The organism is Acidovorax sp. AC410 (assembly GCF_979253235.1).
The window spans coordinates 2,446,322-2,466,462 of the sequence record NZ_CEEDCG010000001.1 but is presented as its reverse complement, the minus strand read 5'-3'; the positions used below and the strand labels follow the sequence as shown (position 1 = coordinate 2,466,462).

The following is a 20,141-nucleotide window of genomic DNA, read 5'->3' as shown; positions in this document are numbered from 1 at the left end:
AAGGATCACCCCCATGGCCCACTCCAGCGCCCAGCCCGACCAGTTCGTGCACGACCGCCTGCCCGCACGCGAGGCCCTGCCCACGTTCAACTACGACACACCCGAGCTGCAGATCGCCGACCAGGCCAACCTGGTGCAGGCCCTGTTCGACCAGGCCGAACGCGCCGGCCATGGCGACCGCCCCCTGCTGCGCGGCCCGCACCGCAGCTACACCTACCGAGAGGCACGCACCGAGGCCGCGCGCATTGCCGAGCTTCTGACACAGGAACATGGACTGGTGCCCGGCAACCGTGTGCTGCTGCGCGGCGGCAACACGGTGGAGATGGCGCTGGCCTGGCTGGGCGTGGTGCATGCCGGGCTGGTGGCAGTGGCCACCATGCCGCTGCTGCGCGCGGTGGAGCTGGGCAGCATCATCGAGCGGGCCCAGCCCACGCTGGCGCTGTGCGATGGCCGCCTGCTGGCCGAGCTGCAGGCCGCGCAGGCGGAGCACCCGGTGCTCGCCACCACCATTGCCTTCCATACCGCGCCCGAGGCGGGCGACCTGCTGGTGCGCGCGCAGGCCATGCCGGGCACCATGGCGGCATGCCCCACGTCGGCCGACGACGTGGCGCTGATGGCCTTCACCTCGGGCACCACGGGCGCGCCCAAGGCGGCCGTGCACACGCACCGCGACGTGCTGGCCGCCTGCGAGGCCTGGCCGCGCCATGTGCTGCGCGCCCGGCCCGACGACATCGTGGCCGGCTCGCCACCGCTGGCCTTCACCTTTGGCCTGGGCGGTCTGCTGGTGTTCCCCATGTGGGCCGGCGCCAGCATCTACTTCCCCGACCAGCCCTACACGCCCGAGACCATGGTGCGCCTGATGCGCGAGGCCGGCGTGACCATCTGCTACACCGCACCCACTTTCTACCGCCAGATGGCGCCGTTCGCGCGCCAATTGGGCCTGCCCACGCTGCGCACCAGCGTGAGCGCGGGGGAGGCCCTGCCCGACGCCACGCGCCAGCTGTGGAAGGAGGCCACGGGCATCGACATGACGGACGGCATCGGCGCCACGGAGATGTTCCACATCTTCATCTCGGCCGCGGGCGGCGAAAGCCGTGCCGGCGCCATCGGCAAGGTGGTGCCGGGCTACCAGGCCAAGGTGGTGGACGGCCAGGGCAAGGAACTGCCGCGCGGCACGGTGGGCAAGCTCGCCGTGGTCGGCCCCACGGGCTGCCGCTACCTCGACGACCCGCGCCAGGCCAAGTACGTGAAGAATGGCTGGAACTACCCGGGCGACGCCTTCGTGCAGGACGCGGACGGCTACTTCTTCTACCAGGCGCGCGACGACGACATGATCATCACCGCAGGCTACAACGTCGGCGGCCCCGAGGTGGAAGACGCCCTGCTGCGCCACCCGGCCGTGGCCGAATGCGCCGTGATCGGCGTGCCCGACGAGGAGCGCGGCATGGTGGTCAAGGCCTTCTGCGTGCTCAAGCCCGGCCACACGGGCGACGCCGCCATGGCCAAGGCCTTGCAGGACCATGTGAAAGCCACCATCGCCCCCTTCAAATACCCGCGCCTGGTGGAATTCGCCACCACCCTGCCGCGCACCGAGACGGGCAAACTCCAGCGCTTTCGGCTGCGCCAGCGCGAAGCCGCTGCTGCCGCCGCAAACCCTTCATCGAATACGACACCATGAACACCCACTTGCAACCCCCTGGCTGGGTCACCCCCAAGGGCTACGCCAACGGCGTGGCCGCACGCGGCACCATGATCTTCACGGGCGGCCAGATCGGCTGGAACGCCCAGCAGCAGTTCGAGAGCGACGACTTCATCGCCCAGACGCGCCAGACGCTGCTCAACGTGCGCGCCGTGCTCGAAGCCGGCGGCGCCGGCCCCGAGCACCTGGTGCGCCTGACCTGGTACGTGGTGGACCGCCAGGAGTACAACGCCCGCCTCAAGGAGCTGGGCACGGTGTACCGCGAGGTGCTGGGCAAGAACTTCCCGGCCATGGCCTGCGTGCAGGTGGCGGGCCTGATGGAAGAGCGCGCCAAGATCGAGATCGAGGCCACCGCCGTCATCCCGGACGCGTGACTGGAAGTCTGGAATGGGGTGGAGCCTGAAGGCACCCGCCGGGCCGGCCCGCTGCCCCGCAGGAGCGCCATGCCGTCGTCAACCCGCCTGGCCGGCCCCGCTTGCCGGTACAGCCCCACCACGGCGCGCCCAGCGCGCCGCGATCGCCTTGCCGTAGAGAATGAACACCAGCGCCGCGCCGATCAGCGGCAGCGCGGCATACACCCAGCCCGTAAGCAACTCGCCGCCCAGCGCCACGCCCACCAGCAGGGCCACGGCGGGGTTCACGAACGAGTAGCTGCCGGCCAGCGCGGCCGAGGTGTTCTGCAGCAGCCACAGGTAGGCGTTGAGCGCCACCAGCGTGCCGAAGAACAGCAGGTACACCCAGGCCGCCCAGGACCTGGCACTGACCTGGCCGAGCGCACTGACCGGCTCGAAGCACAGCGCCACCACCAGGCCCATGGCCCCGCCCGTGAACCACTGCGCGGCCGAGGCCATGGCTGGCGCGGGCAAGGACAGCCGGCGCGATGCGTAGGAGCCGATGCTCCAGCACAGCGGCGCGCCAAAGGCCAGCAACGCACCCAGCCAGGTGGCCGAGAAATCGCCCTCCATCGCCAGCAGCAGCGCCCCCACCACGCCCAGGCCCAGGCCGATCCAGCTGGTCGCGGGCACACGCTCGCCACCCCAGCGCGACCACAGCGCAAGCCACATGGGCATGGTGGTGACCACCGTGGCCATCAGGCCCGAACCAATGCCCATCTTCTGCGCAAAGCCCATGAGGTTCATCGCCAGGAACACCATGCACCCACCGACCACGGCCGAGTTGCGCCACTGCACCGCCGTGGGCAGGGCATGGCCCTGCCACAGCGCCACCGCCAGCATGATGGCGCCCGCGCACAGGAAACGGATGGCATTCATCAGCAGCGGCGGCATGGTCTGCACGGCGATGCCGATGGCGAAATAGGTCGTGCCCCAGACCACGTAGACCAGCAGCAGGGCGATGGCGATAGCCCACACGCGGTGCTTGCCTGCTTGCGCATTGAAAAATGTCGGCATATTCTTCACCTGACCGGAAAATTTATGGAAATCACCTTGATTTCGGAATTTTTACCAAATTCATGCGCTTATGCAAGCAAATATTCAGACAGATGAGATAGACGCCAGAATTATTTCTGCCTTGGGCACCGATGGCCGACGTTCTTACGCCGACGTCGGGGCCGAAGTGGGCCTCTCGACGGCTGCCGTGCATGAGCGGGTGAAGAAGATGCTGGACAAGGGTGTGATCCGCCGCTTCTCGATCAGCGTGGACCATGAACGCGTGGGGCTGAACTTCACGGCCTTCGTCGCCATCCGCAACGATGGCGGCATCCACTGCCGCGACGTGGCGCCGCGCCTGCGCGCCATGCCCCAGGTAGAAGAGCTGCACAGTGTGGCCGGCGAATACGACTTCCTGGCCAAGATCCGCACCACGCATGCGCGCGCGTTGGAGGACGTGATCTACGAGATCAAGGCGATTGCCGGCGTGGCCCGCACCACCAGCACCGTGGTGCTGAACACCGAGTTCGAGGACCGGCCGCTGGACTTGAACTGGATGAATGAAAAGAGCACCCCCTGAGTCGCTTCGCGCCTTCCCCCTCTCTCATATTGCTTCGCAATCTGGGAGGGGGACGCCCCCGGTGCGGCGGGGCGGCCCTTGCACGGGGGCACTCGCCTCGGGCACGTCCGTTTTATCCGCCGCTCGCTATGAATAGCCAAGAGGTCAGATGGCGATGCCCGGCAGGGCATTGCGCACAGCGCGCACCAGGCTGTAGACCGTGAGCGCCGAGGTCTTGGGGTTGGCCGCCAACGGCAGGTTCTCCATCTGCAGCTCGAACCGGCCGAAGGCACCGCGCGCGATGACCGTGTGCAGGTTGCGGGCGACGCCTGGATCGGCCACCAGCTCCACCTGGGTGCGGTCCAGCCCCAGTCCGGCCAGCGACGCCGTGGCGGCGACGTTGGCGTTCTTGGGGAACTGCCGGGCCGCCTCGCGCGCGCTGCCGCGAAAGATGACCTGCGGTGCCACCAGGCGGGCCAGGTCGAAGGCTTGCTCGGCCGGCGTACCCGCCCAGCTCAGCGGTGGCTTGCGCCCCACATAGACCACTTCGTCGAGCCCGCCGAAGCGCGCTGCTGCCAATGCGTCGATGGCGCCGATGGCACCGGACACCAGCTGCAGCCGGGTGCCGCCTTCGCGCGCCGCCGCCTCCAGCCTTGCCAGCAGGTCCGCATCGTGCAGGGCGCCGACCGAGGCCATGGCGCAGGGGACACCCGCCTGCAGCGCGGGCACCACATGGGCCAGCACCGCGGTATGGCCCGCGCATTCGACCACCAGATCGGGGCGCTGCCCCGGCCTGAGATCCAGCGTGCTGGCCACGCGCACCTGCGGCGCAAGCGCCACGCAGGCCACCTGGGCGGCCGCGAGGGACGCCGGGGACACGATGACCTGCGCCAGGTGCACACGGCCATCGCCCGCCAGTTCCTGCGCCAGGGCCTGGCCGATGGCCCCAAAGCCGACCACGGCCAGCCGCAGCGGTGTGCGGTGCCCTGTCATGCGGCGGTGCCGGGGAAATGTTCCCCACAGCGCGCATGCCAGCTGCGCCAGTCGCGGCCCGGGTGCACCTCGCCGCAGTGCGCGCAGGTGCGTTCGGCCGGTGCCGAATCGTAGAACGCGGTGTAGGTGCGCGGCAGGTCCTCGACGATGCTCGTGAGCTGCAGCTCGCTGCGCACTACCAGGCCGCCGCAGGCGGCGCAGTACCACTCGAAGGCGTCGATGGAGCCCACGGGCCGGTTGCGCTCCACCACCGTGCACAGGCTGCCTGGCTCCGGGCGCTGTGGCGAATGCCGCACGTGCGCAGGCAACAGGAAGATGTCGCCCTCGCGCAGGTACACGCGCTCGAACTTGCCGCGGTCGGCGATCAGCAGCGAGGCGTTGCCCTTGAACTGGTGGAAATATTCCTCGTAGGGGTCGTCGTGGAAATCGGTGCGTTCGTTGGGCCCACCCACCACGGTGCAGACCAGGTCGGCGTTCTTCCATATCTGCTGGTTGCCCACGGGCGGCTGCAGGCGCGCGCTGTGGTCATCGAGCCACTGCTGGAAGTTCAGGGGCTTGCTGTAGTGGTCGTAGGCCAGATCGGCCGGTTGGTAGGGCATGGGGACACTCACTTTCGAGACAGGGAAAACCACCGCGCCAGCAGGCGCTGCAGCCTGTGCCACGGGGAAGGGGGAGGCAGGCGATCGGCGGGCACGCCCAGCACCCGGCCAAAACGCTCGAAGAACTCCTCGCTGAGCTTGCGCGAGCTGGCCTCGACCAGCCGGTTGCCGAATTGGGCCAGGCGCCCGCTGAGCTGCACCTGCACCCACCAGTGCAGCACCGTGCCGCCATCGGCCGTGGGCTCAAAGCGCACGCGTGCCGTGCCCTGGCCGCTGCCCAGGGCGCCCGCCTGGCCGACGAAGACCATGGTCAGCGACCGGTGCGGCTGCAGGTCGCGCAGTGTGACCTCGCTTTGGAAGCGCACCGACAACGGGCCCAGGCCGACCTTGACCGTGGCCTCATACTCGGTGGGGCTGCGCTGCACCAGGGCTTCGCAGCCGGGAATGCTGGCCTGCAGGTTCTGCGCGTCGAGGATGGCCTGCCAGACCTGGGCTGGCGGTGCCGCCAGCAACTGGTGGCCACCGAAGCCGTCCTTGGGCGCCACTTCGGTGCCCGGCGTTGCAGGCACTTGCGGGACCGCCGGTGGCGCCAGTGGCGCGTGGCGCGGCAGTGCCTCGCCCGTGAGGGCCGCCACGCAGCACCGTGCGAGCACGCCCGCCAGGTGGCAGCGGTAGCCGGCCGAGGCATGCAGGTCGCCCAGCGCCTGCAAGTCGTCCGGGGTGATGACCGACAAGGCCGCCAGGGCGAACCGGCCGCAGAGCGCCTGCTCGGCCCCGGGCCAGCGCACGATGCCCATGCCCAGCCCGGTCACGGCCACGCGCACCTGGCCCGACCCGCTATGCGCCACGGCCACGCCGACCAGCGCGAAGCGCGAGGCCGGCTGCTCGAACTTGCGGTAGTGCAGGCCCTGCAGCCGGGGAAAGCGCACGCCAACGATCAGCTCACCCGGCTCCAGTGCCGTGCTGTACAGACCCTGGAAGTAGCCATCCGCCGCGATCTCGCGTTGCGAGGTGACGATGGTGGCGCCCGAAGCCAGCACGCCCGCCGGCCAGCAGGCCGCAGGGTCGTTGTGCGCGAGCGAGCCGCCGATGGTGCCCATGTTGCGCACCTGCGCATCGGCAATGCCGCCGGCCAGGGCCGCCAGGCCGGGCGCGAAGCCGCGCACGGTGGCGCTGGCCGCGACGCTGGCATGCGTGGCCATGGCGCCGATCCACAGCGCAGGCGCGCCGTCCGGCCCGGTTTCCACACGGATGTCGCGCAGGCCCGGCACGTCCTGCAGATCGACCAGCAGCGCCGGCGTGGCCATGCCCAGCTTCATCGCAGCCAGCAGCGACTGGCCGCCCGCCAGCCAGGCCTGGCTGCCTTCCGGCGAGGGGGTCATCAGCGCCAGCGCCTCGGCCAGCGAGGCGGGACGCTCAAAGTCCAGTGCGTTCATGCCGGCTCCGCTCCGCGCATCGCGGTCAGGCCTTCGCAAACCGCCTTCACGATGCCCTCGTAGCCCGTGCAGCGGCACAGGTTGCCACCCAGGGCGTGGCGCACCCAGTGCGGGTCGATGGATTCGCCAGCGGCCTCGGGCTCGTCGGCCATGGCCACCGCACGCATCAGAAAGCCCGGCGTGCAGAAACCGCACTGCAGTGCATGGTGCCGGCTGAAGGCCTGCTGCATGGGGTGCAGCCGGTCCGGCGACTCTGCCAGTCCTTCGACGGTGCGCACGGCCCGGCCCTGCACCTGCAGGGCCAGCACATTGCACGATTTCACGGCCCGGCCGTCCACCTGCACCGTGCAGGCGCCGCACTGGGCCGTATCGCAGCCCTGGTGCGTGCCGCGCAGACCCAGCGGTCCGCGCAGGCAGTCCACCAGCAGCGTGTTCGGCGCCACCTGCACGCTGCAGGCACTGCCATTGACCTGCAACTGGATCGGCATGCACTGGCTCATACAGCGGCGCGCATCACGCCAGGCGCAGGCCGCAACCCGCAAAGGCTTCGCGCGTGGCGGCCAGTTCGGCCTCGGTCATGTTCAGCAGCGGCCGGCGCACCGGGCCGCCATGCTGGCCCAGCAGCTCCTGCCAGGCCTTGCCGTGGGCCTGGGGCTTGCCGGCAGGCTTGCTCGCGCGGAACGCGGCGCGCACCGGCTCCAGGCTGTCGCGCACCTTGCGCGCTTCGGCATGCTGGCCGGCGAACGCCAGGCGGGTGTACTCGTTCATGCGCTGGTCGACCTTGGTCTGCAGCAGGAAGGGCGGCGTGGAACACAGGTAGAGCTTCCAGTTGAGCTCGATGATGTTCTCCAGCCAGTCTTCCTCGGAGGGGTTGCTCACCTGGATCTTGTGGCCGGCCAGTTCGGTCAGGCGCTTGTAGCGCGCACGGTCGGCGCTGTACTTGATGGCCACGATGTTGGGCAGGTCGGCGATGCGGTTGCACAGCTCCGGGCTCATGGTGTAGCCGCAATCGGGGTGGTTCCACATGGCGATGCCGATATCGAGCTGCTCCGACAGGTAGCGGTAGTATTCGTAGATGGTCTCTTCCGTGTCGGCGCCGAAGTGCAGCACCGGGCTGTGGATGATCACGTAGTCGGCACCGGCCTGGGCCGAGTGGCGCGCCAGGTCGAGCACCACGTCGAGGTTGGTGTCCGAGCACGAGGTGATGATGCCGCAGCGGCCGATGCCACCGCGGTTGCCTGCGGCCTGAGCGGCCTCGACCGACAGGGTGATCAGGCGCTTGCGCTCCTGCACCGACATGGCGAAGAACTCGGCCTGCTTGCCGGCGATGAACAGGCCGCCGAGCTTCAGGTCGCGGATCCAGTGGTCCATGTTCTGGCGCAGCGCCTTCTCGTCGATGCGCAGTGCCTCGTCGAAGGGGGTGAGGTTGGCCGCCCAGACCCCGACGAAATGTTCGCGGGCGTATTCCTTGGCTTCAGACTTTTGGTAATCCATGGTGTTTTCCTTTCAAGACATGGGTTTGGATCAGGCAGCCTGGCCGCTCATCGCGCGCCAGAACTGTTCGGAGGTGAGGGGAAACTGCAGCGCGCATTCGCCCAGCGGCGACAGCGCATCGCGCGCCGCGTTCATCAGCGCGGCCGGCACGCCGATGCAGCCGGCCTCGCCCACGCCCTTGGCGCCCAGCAGGTTGTGCGGGCTGGGCGTTGCAAAGCTCTCGATGTCGATGGCGGACGGCATGTCGTCGGCGCGCGGTGCGGCGTAGTCCGTCAGCGAGCCGGTCACGAGCTGTCCCGCACCGTCGTAGACCAGGCGCTCCAGCATGGCCTGGCCCAGGCCCTGGGCCAGGCCGCCGATCAACTGGCCCTTGGCCAGTTCGGGGTGGACGATGTGGCCGGCGTCGTCGGCCCAGGTGATCTGCTCGATGGTGGGGTGGCCGGTGTCGCGGTCCACCGCCATGCGGGCGATCACACAGCCATAGCTCCAGGCTTCACCGGCGGTGAAGCGGCCTTCAGAGGACAGGGGCAGCGCCTCGCCGGCCGCGCGCCGCGCCACCAGGTCGCGGCAGGCCTGCACGATGGCGCTGCCCGCTATCGCCGTGCTGCGGCTGGCCAGCGCGCCCACACCGGGCGGGCACAGGGCCGTGTCGCCATAGACCACGGTAATGTCCTGCTCAGCCAGGCCGAGCGCCTGGGCCGCTATGCGTGCGTAGGTGGTCCCATGGCCCTGGCCCTGGGCTGGCGACCCCGTGGCGACGGTCACGCGGCCATCCTCGTGCCAGTCCACGCGCGCCGATTCCCAGCCCACGCCGCAGGGCTCGACGTAGAGCGCCAGGCCAATGCCCAGCACCTCGCCATCGGCGCGGCGCTGGCGCTGCAATTCACGCTGCGCGTCGTAGCCGAAGCGCTCGCAGGCCAGCTCCAGCGCACGCCGGTAGTCGCCGCTGTCGAAGACCTCGCCGGTCGGTGTGGTGTAGGGCATGTCGGCGGCTTCTACCAGGTTGCGCCGGCGCAGTTCCACCGGGTCGATGCCCGCGGCGCGCGCGGCCTGCTCGACCAGGGTTTCCATCAGCAGTGCAGCCTCGGGCCGGCCCGCACCGCGGTAGATCGTGACCGGGGCCGTATGGGCCAGGCCGGCACGCCCCTGCACGTCGATCCGCGCCACGCGGTAGGGCCCGGGCAGGATGCGCGCCGTGTTGCGCAGCGGCACGACGGCCGAAAACGGCAGCCAGGCGCCGAGCGTGAAATGCAGCTCGGCCTGCAGCGCGGCAAAGCGCCCCTGGGCCGTGACAGACAGGCGGCCCGACATGCGCGCCCCCCGGCCGTGCATGCCCGAGGTGAATTCGTCCGAGCGCGAGGAGATCCAGCGCACCGAGGCCCCCAGGCGGCACGCGGCCAGCGGGATGGCCAGGTCCTCGGGGCAGAGCGAGGACTTGGCGCCGAAGGCACCGCCCACGTCGCCGGTGATGACACGCACGCGCGCTTCGTCCCAGCCCAGCGCGGCGGCGATGTCGGCCTGCGCCCGGGTCGGCGACTGCGTGCCCAGGTGGACCGTGAGGCGGGGCTGTGCCGCATCGGCACCGGATTGCCCATGCCAGTGCGCGAGCATGCCGCGTGGCTCCATCGACAGGGCCAGCACGCGCGGCACCTCCAGCGCGGCGCTGGCTTCGCTGGCGACAACCTGGGTGGACGCATCCGCTGCTTCGAAGTGGTGCTCCACCGCAGTCACGGGACTGGCGCCATCGAAGTCCGGCACGGGCACCAGCGGCTCGATGTCAAGCTGAATGCACGACGCGGCCCGCTGCGCCTGGGCCAGCGAACGGGCGAGCACCAGGGCCACGGGTTGGCCGACATAGACCACCTCGCTGCGCGCCAGCGGCTCGATGCGCGGCACGCTGGCCACGGGCAGCAGCGGGTTGGGTGGGGGCATGTAGACCACGCGGCCTGCCGCCGACGGGGCCAGCAGGGTTGCAGCAGTGAGCACTGCCACGACACCATCGGACTTCTCGGCTGCGTCGGTCGCAACGGACCGCAGCCGGCCGTGCGCCAGCGGCGAGCGCACGAACACCGCATGCAGCACCTCGTCGGCCACCACGTCGCCGGTGTACTGCCCGCGGCCCATGAGCAGGGCAGGGTCTTCGCGGCGAAGGGGGGTAAAGGCCGTTTTCAGCATGGAGCGGATTAGACCGACACCCCCTTCACCGGGCAATCGCATAATTTTGAAAGACTTTGAAGTTTGCCGACACAATCGCGCCATGGACCTTCTGGACAACCCCTCCAACCTCAGCCTGCGCCAGCTGCGCGCGTTCTGGCTCGTCGCGCACGAAGGCACCATGACCCGGGCGGCGGCGCGCATGCACCTGACGATCTCGGCGCTGTCGATGCTGGTGCGCACGCTGGAGGAAGAGCTCGGTGTGCGCCTGTTCGAGCGCACCACGCGCCGCATCGAGCTGACCGAAGCCGGCCGCCAGTTCCTGCCCACGGTGCGCGACGTGTTCTTCGCCCTCGACTCGGGCCTGCAGACGCTGCAGGAGAGCAAGCGGCGCAAGAGCGAGCGCCTGTCGGTCGTGACCTCGCCGCTGCTGGCGGCCAGCCTGGTGCCCGAGGTCATCGCGCGCTTTCGCGAGCAGTTCCCCAACGTCACGGTGACGCTGGTGGACGCACCCGTGGACCAGGTCGTGGCCCATGTGCGCGAGGGCAAGTCGGACTTCGGTATCTGCACCGCCGACCTGGCCTCGACGGACCTGGTCTCGCAGGTGCTCTACAAGGACACACTGGTGCTGGCCTGCAGCCCCGACCACCCGCTGGCCGAGCGCCGCGAAGCCAGCTGGGGCGACCTCACGGACCAGAGCCTGATCCTGCTCACCTCCAACACGGGCCTGCGCCGGCTGGCCGACCAGACCCTGGGTCAGCTCACGCTGCGCCTCAAGCCCGCGTTCGAAGTGGCCAACATCCAGACCGCCGTCGGTCTGGTCGCGGCGGGCCTCGGGGTCTCGGTGCTGCCGGCCTACAGCCTGTCGCGCGTCGATGGGCAGCGCGTGGTCTCCGTGCCGCTGACCGACCCCGTGGTGACGCGGGAAATCGTTGCGCTGTGTACCCGCGCACGGCCATTTTCAATGGCCGCTGAAGCATTCTTGAAGCTGTTCACAAAATACGCAGACCAGAGCACGATTTAAGCGGTTTTTCGATCGGTTTTGCTGGTGTTGCCTCTGTTCAGCAGGGCAACGCACCAGTACAAAAGTAAGGCGCCCTCACATGTCCCGGCGCACACACAAGGAAACCGATCCATGAAACCCCTTTGCGGCGCCAGCCCAACCCAGGCCCCCTCATCCCCCTTGTCCCGCCGCCAGGTCCTGGTGCTGGGCGCCGGCAGCACCGCCGCCTGGCTGCACGCCACGCCATCGATGGCGAACACCTGGCCTTCCAAGCCCATCAAGATCACCACCGCAGCCTCCACCGGCAGCGGGCCCGATGTCTCGCTGCGCCTGGTGGCCGAGCAGCTCGCGCGCCGCTGGGGCCAGCCGGTCATCGTCGACAACAAGCCGGGCGGCAACGGCGTGGTGGCCTTCAACGCCACGCGCAGCGCCGCATCGGATGGCCATGAGCTGATCCATCTGGACAGCAGCATGCTGACCTCCAACGTCCACCTGTACAGCCGCCTGCCCTACGACCCGCAGCGCGACTTCGCCCCCATTCGTCCGACGCTGCAGACCGACTTCTTCGTCGCCGTGGCCAAGGACAGCCCCTTCAAATCGGTCGACGACATCGTGCAGGCGGCCCTGGCCGCGCCGGACCGGGTGACCTACGGCTCCTGGGGCCTGGGCAGCCCGGGCCACCTGGGCGCACTGCGCCTGCTGGCCGCCACCAACACGCGCATGACGCATGTGCCCTACAAGGAGATCCCGCAGCTGTTTGCCGCCGTGGCCACCAGCGAGGTGCAGTGGGCGCTGGGCAGCATCGCCAGCGCCGGGCCCATGGAGAAGTCGGGCCGCATCCGCTTCGTGGGCGTGGCGGCGCCGCAGCCCTCGCCGTTCGCGCCCGGGGTGCCCGGCATGGCGGGGTCGGTGCAGGCCAAGGCCTTCGTGGCGAATGCCTGGTTCGGCCTGTTCGCGCCGCGCAACACGCCCAAGCCCCTGCGCGAGAAGATCGCGGCGGACATCACCGAGATCCTGGCCACGCCGGACCTCACCGACCGCTACCGCACGCTGGGCTACAACCGCTTCGACCAGAAGCCCGACGAGTTCGGCGAGTACATTGGCCGGGAGACCCAGCTGTGGGGCCGCGTGATCGCCGATGCCAAATTGAAGCTGGACTAGCAAGCGCGCCCGGCAAAAAAATGACGGAGACAAAAAGAAGATGATTGCACTCAAGGACATCAGCTACGTGCGCCTGGGCACGCGCGACCTCGATGGCGCGTGCCGCTACGCCAACGACATCCTGGGCCTGCGCGAAGGGCAGCGCTACGGTCCGCCGCGGCATGGCAAGGCGGTGGGCTTTCGCAGCGACGCGCGCGAGCAGACGCTGGTGTACTTCGACGGCGACCCGGCGGACCACACCACCGGCTTCGAACTCGCGTCCATGGCCGATCTGCTGGCTGCCGCGGCCGAGCTCGAACGCCTGGGCCACGCGGTGCGCGAGGGCCGTCCCGACGAGTGCGAGCAGCGCCGCGTGCAGGCCTTCATCGGCTTCAACGACCCGAGCGGCAACGCCATCGAACTGGCGGTCGCGCCCTTCCACATCGGCGTGCGTTTCTTTCCGACGCGCGACACGGGCAACACCGGCTTCTCGCACGTGGGCCTGCGCAGCACCGACCCGGCGCGCGACGAGCGCTTCTGGACCACGGTGCTCAACGCCAAGGTCAGCGACCGCATCGGCGCCGCCCCCTTGCTGCGCATCGACGAGGTACACCACAAGATCGCGCTGTTTCCCTCGGGCTATGCGGGCGTGCAGCACATCAACCACCAGGTGGCGTCGATCGACGACCTGATGCGCGCCTGGTACCTGCTGCAGTCGCGCGGCGTGCGTGTGGTGTTCGGCCCGGGCAAGCACCCGACCTCGGGCGCGATGTTCCTCTACTTCGAGGGGCCGGATGGCATGGTCTACGAATTTTCGAGCGGCGTGCGCATGGTCACCGACCCGGATGCAGCGCCGCGCCAGTTCCCGTTCCACCCCACGTCGTTCTGCATGTGGGGATCGGTGCCCGACATTCCGGAGTTCCGCTGAAAGGCCGGATCGGTGGCGCCGGGTGCGCCCTGGTCACCTGCCGGTAGCCCGTCCCGATACTGCGGAGCTTGTTGGCAGGCTCCGGGCAGCAAGGCCTTTATGGTCGCGGCATTCACTACCAGGACGCGACGGCATGCCCATTCCCTGCAACACCACCACCGTTCTTTTCTCCGCCTTCGCCGCACTCGCGCTCGTCCTGCCACCAGCCCATGCCGCAGGGGACGAACGAACCCATGGTGCCAGTCCGCTCAGCGCGGGTGGATTGCAGGCAAAGCTGTTCCTGACAGCCGACGAGAAGGAGCTGGTGCGCATTTGGGAGACTTCGCCCACCCCACCCCGGCTGCCGGTGACGGAGCGCGTACGCCTGGGCACCAGCGCAAGTACGGCCATCGTCTTCAAGGGCTGCGAGACCGATGCGACCGGCCGCTGCGACGTAGGGGTGGATTTCGCGGTCACGGGCCCCGACGGCAAGGCGCAAAACGCTGGCTCGGCCAGCCTGTGGACCCGCGCCCCACTGGGGCAGAAATTCATGCTGGGCGAAGCCAGCGCGACCCTGAAGTTCAGTGGCGAAGAAGACCTGGGCGCCTACACCGTGCGCGCGCGACTGGTGGACCGCGTGGCCGGGCGCCAGCTGGAGCTGTCGGCCCCCTTGAGCGTGGAGCGGTAGGCTTCAGCCCGCAGCGCCACCCACCGCCTCCATCAGTGCCAGGTAGTGCGGCAGCGGCGGCGTGGCGCGGCCGGGCACCTTGGCCAGGTCGTCGTAGCGGCGCAGCCGGATGGCCTCCTGCGCAAAGGCCTGTTCTGCAAACCGCGCGCACTCGACCAGGCCGTAGGCACCACCCTGCAGCTCCAGGCTGTGCTGCGATGCGGGCGAGAGCGCGGCCCAGTAGCCGGCGTCCACCGCGCACAGGTAGCGCTTGGCATCGACGTGCATGCGGATCGGTTCAAGCACTGCCTCGGGCAGCACACCGCGCAGGAACGGCAGGGCCACGTACTGGTGCAGGTCGTCATGGCGCGGCGCGCGGGCTTCATGCACCGCCGCAGCGGGTGCGAGCAGGTGGCCCAGGTCGTGCAGCAGGGCCGCGACCACGGTAGCGGGGGTTTCCCCCGCCTCCTCGGCCAGGTGCGCGCACTGCAGCGCATGGTCGAGCTGGCTCACGGCCTCGCGGCCATACTGCTTTTTCCCGCGCTCGGTGAGCAGCAGGGCGATGTCGTGCTGGGTCAGGGCCATGGGACTAGATCATCGTTTTCCGGATGCGGGCCGACACCAGGTCGATCAGGCTCACGGTGACCACGATGATCAGCATCACCGCGCAGGTCTCGGCGTACTGAAAGCCGCGGATGATCTCCCACAGCACCACGCCGATGCCACCCGCCCCCACCATGCCCACCACCGAGGCCGAGCGCACGTTGGCCTCGAAGCGGTAGAGGGTGTAGGAGATCCACAGCGGGATCACCTGGGGGATCACGCCGTAGATGATCTCGTGCAGGGCGCTCGCCCCCGTGGAGCGGATGCCTTCCACGGGCTGCGGGTCGATGGCCTCCACGGCCTCGGAAAACAGCTTGGCCAGCGTGCCCGTAGTGTGGATCCACAGCGCCAGCACGCCGGCGAACGGGCCCAGGCCCACGGCCACCACGAAGAGCATGGCGAACACCATCTCGTTGATGGCACGGCAGGCGTCGAGCACGCGGCGCACCGGCTGGTTCACCCACCAGGGCGCGATGTTGGACGAGGCCAGCAGCGCCAACGGCACGGCGGTGACCACCGCGAGCGCCGTGCCCCACAGCGCGATCTGCAGGGTGACCAGCATCTCCTGCACATAGAGCTGCCACTGCGAGAAATTGGGCGGAAAGAACTCGGCCGCGTACTGGGCCATGTTGCCCGAATCCTTGATGAGATCGAGCGGGCGCATGTCGGCGCCCTTCCAGGATGCGGCCAGCACCACCAGCAAGATGCCCCAGGACAAGTACCAGGCGAGGCTGCGCTTGGGCGCAGTGGTGCTCGCCAGGGTTGCGAGCGAGGGGGTCAGTGCAGAGGACATGGTGGGGGCTGGCCGGATGCGTTGCTTGCTTGTTTGCTTACTTCAGGGAGGCCAGTTGCTGGTCGATCTCGGCCAGGCGGGTCTTCTTGTCGCCATCGGCCAGGGTGGCGTCGGCCTCGATCTTGTTGCGCTTGCCGAACAGGTCGAGCTGGCGGATGGGCATGAGCTGCGCATTGGTCGACGGCTTGAAACCCGAGAGCTTGGAGATCTTCATGACGATCTCTTTCTCGCGCGCATCGGTCTTGGCGTAGTTGTAGAAGAAGTCCTTGATCTTGGCCTTGGTGGCTTCGGGCAGGTCCTTGCGCATCACCAGCGGATCGAGCGCGATCAGCGGCGAGGTCCAGACGATCTTGATGTCCTTGAACTTCTCGGGCTGGCGTTCCTTGATCTTCTCGAGGTTTTCGCTGTTGTTGGTGGCCACGTCGACCTGCTTGTTGGCCACGGCCAGGGCATTGGTCTCGTGGTTGGCGCTGCGCGCAATCTTGAAATGGGTCTTGGCGTCGATCTTGTTCTGTGCAAAGGCGTAGTAGCCGGGCACCAGGAAACCCGAGGTGGAGTTGGGATCGCCGTTGCCAAAGCTCAGCGACTTGCCGTTCTTGAGCACGTCGTCCAGCGTGGCCAGGGGGCTGTCCTTGTGCACGATCAGGTGCGAGTAGTAGCCCTGGGTGCCATCGGCGTTGACCATCTGCGCAAACACTTCGCCGTTGGCGCGGTCCACCGCCTCCATGGCCGACTTGTTGCCCAGCCACGCGACCTGCATCTTGTTGAAGCGCATGGCTTCGATGAGGCCGGCGTAGTCGGAGGCGAAGAAGGCATTGATCTTCAGGCCCGTCTGCTTGGCCATATCGTCCAGCAAGGGCTGCCAGTCGGCCTTGAGGTTTTGCGAGGCTTCGGTCGAGATCATACCGAAGTTGATGTCCTGGGCGAGGGCGCCCGTGGTCATGCCCAGGCCGAGGGCCAGGGCTGCGCACAGTTTCTTGATCATGGATGGCTCCAGAGAGGTGACAACGGTAGGGAAAAGGGAAGCAAAAGACAGGGAACTTCAGGCGGCCTGGGCCAGCGGCTGGGCAGCCCAGCCGGAAGCCGGCCGCTGCGCCGGTGCAGGCACCACGGCCAGCGGCAGACTGGCGCCCAGGATCTCATCGGCCTGCACGCCATAGAGCTCGCGCAGCAGCGCCGGTGTGAGGGCGGCCGAGGGGCCGTCGTACACCACCCGGCCCTGGTGCAGGGCGACCACGCGGGGGCAGTACTTGATGGCCACGTCCACCTGGTGCAGCGAGACGACGACGGTGCTGCCGTCCTCGCGGTTGATGCGCGCCAGGATGTCCATGACCTTGCGCGAGGATTCGGGGTCGAGCGAAGCGATGGGCTCGTCGGCCAGCACCACCTTGGCGCCCTGCACCAGGGTGCGCGCAATGGCGGCGCGCTGCTGCTGCCCGCCCGAGAGGGTGGAGGCACGCTGCGCATGGCAGTCGGCAATGCCCACGCGGGCCAGGGCCTCCAGCGCCAGGGCGCGCTCGTGCGGGCGGAACACGCGCAGCCAGCCGCGCCATTTCGGCGTGCGGTGCAGCATGCCCACCAGCACGTTCATCATCACAGGCAGGCGGTCCACCAGGTTGAACTGCTGGAACACGAAGCCCACCTGCGAGCGCACCTTGCGGATGTCGCGGTGGATGCGCCCGCCCTGCTGCACGCAGCGGCCGTCGACCTCGATCAGCGAGTGGCTGTCGCCATCGGCCACCACCAGGCCGGCCACATGGCGCAGCAGCGTGGACTTGCCCGAGCCCGAGGCGCCGATGAGCGCCACCATCTCGCCGGAATGCACCGTGAGGTCGATGTCGCGCAGCGCGTGCTTGCCGTTGGCGAAATGCTTGTTCAGTTGTTCGATACGCAGGGCGATGGGCATGGCGGATTCCAAGTCGTCTATACAAATGCAGTGTGGAAGGCGGCTGTGACAGTGCTTTGACAGTTGCGGGAAATTTGCATGTCAAAGGGAGCTTTCACGGCGATTGCAGGCAAAAGAAGACCGTGCTCACAGCACGCGCTGCCCTTCGCGCCAGACACCGCGCACCACGGCCTGCTGTGAGCCATCGGGCAGCTCGGCCATGTGCACCTGGACCAGGTCGGCGCGCAGGCCAGGCGACAGCTCGCCCCGGTCCTGCATGCCCGACGCGCGTGCCGGGTTGCGCGTGACGGTGGCCACGGCCTCGGGCAGCGTGAGGATGCCGTCGTGCACCAGCCGCATCACGGCGCTCAGCAGGCTGCCGGGCACATAGTCGGAGGAGAGGATGTCCAGCAGGCCCTGGCGCGCCAGGTCGGCCGCCGCCACGTTGCCCGAGTGCGAGCCGCCGCGCACCACGTTGGGCCCGCCCATCACGGTGAGCAGGCCGCGCTCGCGCGCGGCCTTTGCCGCCGCCAGCGTGGTCGGGAACTCGGACATGCCCGCGCCTTCGGCATGGGCCTGCTCGACGTGCGCCACCGTGGTGTCGTCGTGGCTGGCCAGGGCGATGCCGTGGGTGCGGCAGTAGTCCACGAAGTAGGCACGGTGCGGCTCGGCGTACTGGGCCTGCAGGGTGGCGGCATGCTGCACCTGGCGCTCGAACTTCTCGCTGCTCCAGCCCTTCTTGCCGGTGTAGTAGGTGCGCGCCTGCTCGATGTTCTCCCACTGGCGCTGGCCGGGGGTGTGGTCCATCAGCGAGATCAGCGACAGCCGCGGGTGGCCGTGGAAGGGGCCGAACAGGTCGATGGTGTTGGGCGCGGGCAGCTCGCAGCGCACATGCAGGTGGTGGTCGGCGCGCAGCAGGTTGCGCTCGGTGCAGGTGTCGATGGTGTCGAGCACGCGGTTCCAGGCGCTGCCGCGCAGGCTGTCCACGTCGGCCTCGCCCACGCCCAGCGCGTCGAGCACGGTGGTGATGCCGGCGGCGGCGATCTCGGCGTCGTGTGCCAGCAGCGCCGGCATCTCGGCCCACTGCACCTTGGGCCGCGGCATCAGGTGGCGCTCGAAGTTGTCGGTGTGCACCTCCACCAGACCGGGCAGCAGGTAGTCGCCCCCGAGGTCGATGCCCTGCAGCGCGGCGGTGCCGCCCGAGGCCAGGGAGTCGATGCGCCCGCCCTGCACCGAGAGCGAGCCCTGCACCACCTCGCCGAGCAGCACCATGCGGGCGTTGTGAAAGACCACGCCAGCGCTCATGCTGCCACCCCGCGGAAGTCACCCACGTTCACGCGGCGCGTGGCGACGGCGGCACCCACGTGCGCGTCGTGGAAGATGCCGACCAGCGCGGCGCCGCGCTCCACTGCCTCCCGGACCAGGGCGATCACCGTGTCGGTGTTGGCCGCGTCGAGCGACGCCGTGGGCTCGTCGAGCAGCAGCAGGGGCTTGGGCTTGATCATGTTGCGCGCGATGTTGATGCGCTGCTGCTCGCCGCCCGAGAAGGTAGCGGGCGGCAGGTGCCACAGGCGCTCGGGAATGTTCAGGCGGGTAAGCCACTGGCGCGCGGTCTCGCGCGCGGCTTCCAGTGCGTGGGCGTCGTCGCCCGCGTCTTCGGCCAGGGGTTCGGCCACCACGTCGAGCGCGCTCACGCGGGGGATCACGCGCAGGAACTGGCTCACGTAGCCCACGGTGTCGCGGCGCAGTTGCACCAGTGCGCGCGGGCTGGCCTGGGTCACGTCCACCGCCGGGCCGCTGGCGGGCTGCACGGTGATGCTGCCCGCGTTGGCGCGGTAGTTGGCGTATATCATTTTCAGCAGCGTGCTTTTGCCCATGCCCGAGGGGCCGTCGAGCACCACGCATTCGCCCGCGCCGACGGTCAGGTCCACGTTGCCGAGCACGGGCAGCTCGATGCCGTTCTGGTGGTGCAGGGTGAAGCGCTTGGCCACGCCCTTGAGCTCCAGGATGGGTGGGTGGGTGTTCATCATCATGGTTGCAGTACCGAGGAAACGAGGAGCTGGGTATAGGGGTGCTGGGGGTCGTCGAGCACCTGGTCGGTCAGGCCCGACTCGACCACGCGACCGCGCTGCATCACCACCATGCGGTGCGCCAGCAGGCGGGCCACGGCCAGGTCGTGCGTGACCACGATGGCGGCCAGCTGCATCTGCCGCGTGAGCTGGCGCAGCAGGTCCAGGAGACGCGCCTGCACCGAGACGTCCAGGCCCGAGGTGGGTTCGTCCATGAACACCAGGCGCGGCTGGGTGACCAGGTTGCGCGCGATCTGCAGGCGCTGGCGCATGCCGCCGGAGAAGGCGCGCGGCGCGTCGTCGATGCGGCTGGCATCGATCTCCACGCGCCGCAGCCATTCGGTGGCGGTGGCGCGCAGGCGGCCGTAGTGGCGCTCGCCCAGGCCCATGAGGCGCTCGCCCACATTGGCACCGGCGGACACGTCCATGCGCAGGCCGTCGGCCGCGTTCTGGTGCACGAAGCCCCAGTCGGTGCGGGCCAAGAGGCGCTGCTGCGCCTCGCTCATGCCGAGCACGTCCTGCAGGCTGCCATCGCGGCCCTGGAACTGCACACTGCCCGCATCGGGCCGGCTGCGTGCGGCCACGGCGTTGAGCAGGGTGGACTTGCCCGAGCCGGACTCGCCGACCACGGCCAGCACTTCGCCGGGCCACAGGTCAAACGAGGCGTCCTGCAGCGCCACGCGCTGGCCGTAGCGCTTGCTGATGCCGCGCACGCTGAGCAGGGGGGTGGGGGATGAAAGGGTGGCGTCCAT

General features: G+C 69.0%; 21 protein-coding genes. 7 read left to right on the top strand and 14 right to left on the bottom strand.

The window, feature by feature from the left end:
* Positions 1-13 precede the first annotated feature (13 nt).
* Positions 14-1,678 carry an AMP-binding protein gene (locus tag AC0IZS_RS11540; RefSeq protein ID WP_471635737.1) on the top strand — a complete coding sequence of 555 codons (1,665 nt, stop codon included), beginning with the start codon at positions 14-16 and terminating at the stop codon, positions 1,676-1,678.
* A complete protein-coding gene (locus AC0IZS_RS11535; RefSeq protein WP_471635736.1) occupies positions 1,675-2,073 on the top strand; it encodes a RidA family protein in 399 nt (132 codons plus the stop codon). The genes AC0IZS_RS11540 and AC0IZS_RS11535 overlap by 4 nt, the downstream gene beginning before the upstream one ends.
* Positions 2,074-2,151: 78 nt before the next feature.
* Here the strand turns inward: AC0IZS_RS11535 and AC0IZS_RS11530 are convergent, their stop codons facing one another.
* Entirely contained in the window at positions 2,152-3,108 is a 957-nt protein-coding gene (locus AC0IZS_RS11530; RefSeq protein WP_471635735.1) for an EamA family transporter, read from the bottom strand.
* A 70-nt stretch (positions 3,109-3,178) separates the two neighbouring features.
* Between AC0IZS_RS11530 and AC0IZS_RS11525 the strand changes: the two genes are divergently transcribed.
* Positions 3,179-3,667 (top strand): Lrp/AsnC family transcriptional regulator, encoded by a 489-nt coding sequence (locus tag AC0IZS_RS11525; RefSeq protein WP_322594045.1) that lies wholly within the window; start codon positions 3,179-3,181, stop codon positions 3,665-3,667.
* Between the two features lie 144 nt (positions 3,668-3,811).
* On the opposite strand, the gene AC0IZS_RS11520 is transcribed toward AC0IZS_RS11525, so the two are convergent.
* The 6 genes from AC0IZS_RS11520 to AC0IZS_RS11495 are packed head-to-tail and all read right to left on the bottom strand — an operon-like array spanning position 3,812 to position 10,343.
* Positions 3,812-4,639 (bottom strand): aspartate dehydrogenase, encoded by an 828-nt coding sequence (locus tag AC0IZS_RS11520; RefSeq protein WP_471635734.1) that lies wholly within the window; start codon positions 4,637-4,639, stop codon positions 3,812-3,814.
* Positions 4,636-5,238, bottom strand: coding sequence for a 3-hydroxyanthranilate 3,4-dioxygenase (locus AC0IZS_RS11515; protein WP_471635733.1), 603 nt, complete (start codon positions 5,236-5,238; stop codon positions 4,636-4,638). The genes AC0IZS_RS11520 and AC0IZS_RS11515 overlap by 4 nt, the downstream gene beginning before the upstream one ends.
* 8 nt (positions 5,239-5,246) lie before the next feature.
* A complete protein-coding gene (locus AC0IZS_RS11510) occupies positions 5,247-6,674 on the bottom strand; it encodes an FAD binding domain-containing protein (RefSeq protein ID WP_471635732.1) in 1,428 nt (475 codons plus the stop codon).
* A complete protein-coding gene (locus tag AC0IZS_RS11505; RefSeq protein WP_471635731.1) occupies positions 6,671-7,162 on the bottom strand; it encodes a (2Fe-2S)-binding protein in 492 nt (163 codons plus the stop codon). The genes AC0IZS_RS11510 and AC0IZS_RS11505 overlap by 4 nt, the downstream gene beginning before the upstream one ends.
* A gap of 25 nt (positions 7,163-7,187) precedes the next feature.
* Positions 7,188-8,168 carry a dihydrodipicolinate synthase family protein gene (locus AC0IZS_RS11500; RefSeq protein ID WP_471635730.1) on the bottom strand — a complete coding sequence of 327 codons (981 nt, stop codon included), beginning with the start codon at positions 8,166-8,168 and terminating at the stop codon, positions 7,188-7,190.
* A gap of 30 nt (positions 8,169-8,198) precedes the next feature.
* Entirely contained in the window at positions 8,199-10,343 is a 2,145-nt protein-coding gene (locus AC0IZS_RS11495; protein ID WP_471635729.1) for a xanthine dehydrogenase family protein molybdopterin-binding subunit, read from the bottom strand.
* 82 nt (positions 10,344-10,425) lie between these two features.
* On the opposite strand from AC0IZS_RS11495, the gene AC0IZS_RS11490 reads away from it, so the two are divergent.
* The 4 genes from AC0IZS_RS11490 (at position 10,426) to AC0IZS_RS11475 (ending at position 14,060) form a co-directional block, all read left to right on the top strand.
* Positions 10,426-11,346: a LysR family transcriptional regulator gene (locus tag AC0IZS_RS11490; RefSeq protein ID WP_057199870.1), complete on the top strand. Its 921-nt coding sequence runs from the start codon at positions 10,426-10,428 to the stop codon at positions 11,344-11,346.
* A gap of 111 nt (positions 11,347-11,457) precedes the next feature.
* Positions 11,458-12,486, top strand: coding sequence for a Bug family tripartite tricarboxylate transporter substrate binding protein (locus AC0IZS_RS11485; RefSeq protein WP_471635728.1), 1,029 nt, complete (start codon positions 11,458-11,460; stop codon positions 12,484-12,486).
* Positions 12,487-12,526: 40 nt separating this feature from the next.
* Entirely contained in the window at positions 12,527-13,393 is an 867-nt protein-coding gene (locus tag AC0IZS_RS11480) for a VOC family protein (protein WP_471635727.1), read from the top strand.
* Positions 13,394-13,526: 133 nt separating this feature from the next.
* Positions 13,527-14,060 (top strand): hypothetical protein, encoded by a 534-nt coding sequence (locus AC0IZS_RS11475; RefSeq protein WP_471635726.1) that lies wholly within the window; start codon positions 13,527-13,529, stop codon positions 14,058-14,060.
* Positions 14,061-14,063: 3 nt separating this feature from the next.
* Here the strand turns inward: AC0IZS_RS11475 and AC0IZS_RS11470 are convergent, their stop codons facing one another.
* From AC0IZS_RS11470 to phnK, 7 genes are all read right to left on the bottom strand, one after another.
* Positions 14,064-14,624 carry an HD domain-containing protein gene (locus AC0IZS_RS11470; RefSeq protein WP_471635725.1) on the bottom strand — a complete coding sequence of 187 codons (561 nt, stop codon included), beginning with the start codon at positions 14,622-14,624 and terminating at the stop codon, positions 14,064-14,066.
* A gap of 4 nt (positions 14,625-14,628) precedes the next feature.
* Entirely contained in the window at positions 14,629-15,435 is an 807-nt protein-coding gene (gene phnE, locus AC0IZS_RS11465; protein WP_471635724.1) for a phosphonate ABC transporter, permease protein PhnE, read from the bottom strand.
* A gap of 37 nt (positions 15,436-15,472) precedes the next feature.
* A complete protein-coding gene (phnD, locus tag AC0IZS_RS11460; RefSeq protein WP_436219607.1) occupies positions 15,473-16,420 on the bottom strand; it encodes a phosphonate ABC transporter substrate-binding protein in 948 nt (315 codons plus the stop codon).
* 57 nt (positions 16,421-16,477) lie between these two features.
* Positions 16,478-17,341, bottom strand: coding sequence for a phosphonate ABC transporter ATP-binding protein (phnC, locus tag AC0IZS_RS11455; RefSeq protein WP_471635723.1), 864 nt, complete (start codon positions 17,339-17,341; stop codon positions 16,478-16,480).
* A gap of 126 nt (positions 17,342-17,467) precedes the next feature.
* A complete protein-coding gene (locus tag AC0IZS_RS11450; RefSeq protein WP_471635722.1) occupies positions 17,468-18,625 on the bottom strand; it encodes an alpha-D-ribose 1-methylphosphonate 5-triphosphate diphosphatase in 1,158 nt (385 codons plus the stop codon).
* On the bottom strand, positions 18,622-19,353 hold the full coding sequence (gene phnL / locus AC0IZS_RS11445; protein ID WP_428002690.1) for a phosphonate C-P lyase system protein PhnL: 732 nt from the start codon (positions 19,351-19,353) through the stop codon (positions 18,622-18,624). The genes AC0IZS_RS11450 and phnL overlap by 4 nt, the downstream gene beginning before the upstream one ends.
* A complete protein-coding gene (phnK, locus tag AC0IZS_RS11440; RefSeq protein ID WP_471635721.1) occupies positions 19,350-20,141 on the bottom strand; it encodes a phosphonate C-P lyase system protein PhnK in 792 nt (263 codons plus the stop codon). Before phnK ends, phnL begins: the two co-directional genes overlap by 4 nt.

Bases quoted from the DNA above. Each gene is read 5' to 3' on its own strand.
- AC0IZS_RS11540 (WP_471635737.1), top strand. From the start codon at position 14: ATGGCCCACTCCAGCGCCCAGCCCGACCAGTTCGTGCACGACCGCCTG.
- AC0IZS_RS11535 (WP_471635736.1), top strand. From the start codon at position 1,675: ATGAACACCCACTTGCAACCCCCTGGCTGGGTCACCCCCAAGGGCTAC.
- AC0IZS_RS11530 (WP_471635735.1), bottom strand. From the start codon at position 3,108: ATGCCGACATTTTTCAATGCGCAAGCAGGCAAGCACCGCGTGTGGGCT.
- AC0IZS_RS11525 (WP_322594045.1), top strand. From the start codon at position 3,179: ATGCAAGCAAATATTCAGACAGATGAGATAGACGCCAGAATTATTTCT.
- AC0IZS_RS11520 (WP_471635734.1), bottom strand. From the start codon at position 4,639: ATGACAGGGCACCGCACACCGCTGCGGCTGGCCGTGGTCGGCTTTGGG.
- AC0IZS_RS11515 (WP_471635733.1), bottom strand. From the start codon at position 5,238: ATGCCCTACCAACCGGCCGATCTGGCCTACGACCACTACAGCAAGCCC.
- AC0IZS_RS11510 (WP_471635732.1), bottom strand. From the start codon at position 6,674: ATGAACGCACTGGACTTTGAGCGTCCCGCCTCGCTGGCCGAGGCGCTG.
- AC0IZS_RS11505 (WP_471635731.1), bottom strand. From the start codon at position 7,162: ATGCCGATCCAGTTGCAGGTCAATGGCAGTGCCTGCAGCGTGCAGGTG.
- AC0IZS_RS11500 (WP_471635730.1), bottom strand. From the start codon at position 8,168: ATGGATTACCAAAAGTCTGAAGCCAAGGAATACGCCCGCGAACATTTC.
- AC0IZS_RS11495 (WP_471635729.1), bottom strand. From the start codon at position 10,343: ATGCTGAAAACGGCCTTTACCCCCCTTCGCCGCGAAGACCCTGCCCTG.
- AC0IZS_RS11490 (WP_057199870.1), top strand. From the start codon at position 10,426: ATGGACCTTCTGGACAACCCCTCCAACCTCAGCCTGCGCCAGCTGCGC.
- AC0IZS_RS11485 (WP_471635728.1), top strand. From the start codon at position 11,458: ATGAAACCCCTTTGCGGCGCCAGCCCAACCCAGGCCCCCTCATCCCCC.
- AC0IZS_RS11480 (WP_471635727.1), top strand. From the start codon at position 12,527: ATGATTGCACTCAAGGACATCAGCTACGTGCGCCTGGGCACGCGCGAC.
- AC0IZS_RS11475 (WP_471635726.1), top strand. From the start codon at position 13,527: ATGCCCATTCCCTGCAACACCACCACCGTTCTTTTCTCCGCCTTCGCC.
- AC0IZS_RS11470 (WP_471635725.1), bottom strand. From the start codon at position 14,624: ATGGCCCTGACCCAGCACGACATCGCCCTGCTGCTCACCGAGCGCGGG.
- phnE (WP_471635724.1), bottom strand. From the start codon at position 15,435: ATGTCCTCTGCACTGACCCCCTCGCTCGCAACCCTGGCGAGCACCACT.
- phnD (WP_436219607.1), bottom strand. From the start codon at position 16,420: ATGATCAAGAAACTGTGCGCAGCCCTGGCCCTCGGCCTGGGCATGACC.
- phnC (WP_471635723.1), bottom strand. From the start codon at position 17,341: ATGCCCATCGCCCTGCGTATCGAACAACTGAACAAGCATTTCGCCAAC.
- AC0IZS_RS11450 (WP_471635722.1), bottom strand. From the start codon at position 18,625: ATGAGCGCTGGCGTGGTCTTTCACAACGCCCGCATGGTGCTGCTCGGC.
- phnL (WP_428002690.1), bottom strand. From the start codon at position 19,353: ATGATGATGAACACCCACCCACCCATCCTGGAGCTCAAGGGCGTGGCC.
- phnK (WP_471635721.1), bottom strand. From the start codon at position 20,141: ATGGACGCCACCCTTTCATCCCCCACCCCCCTGCTCAGCGTGCGCGGC.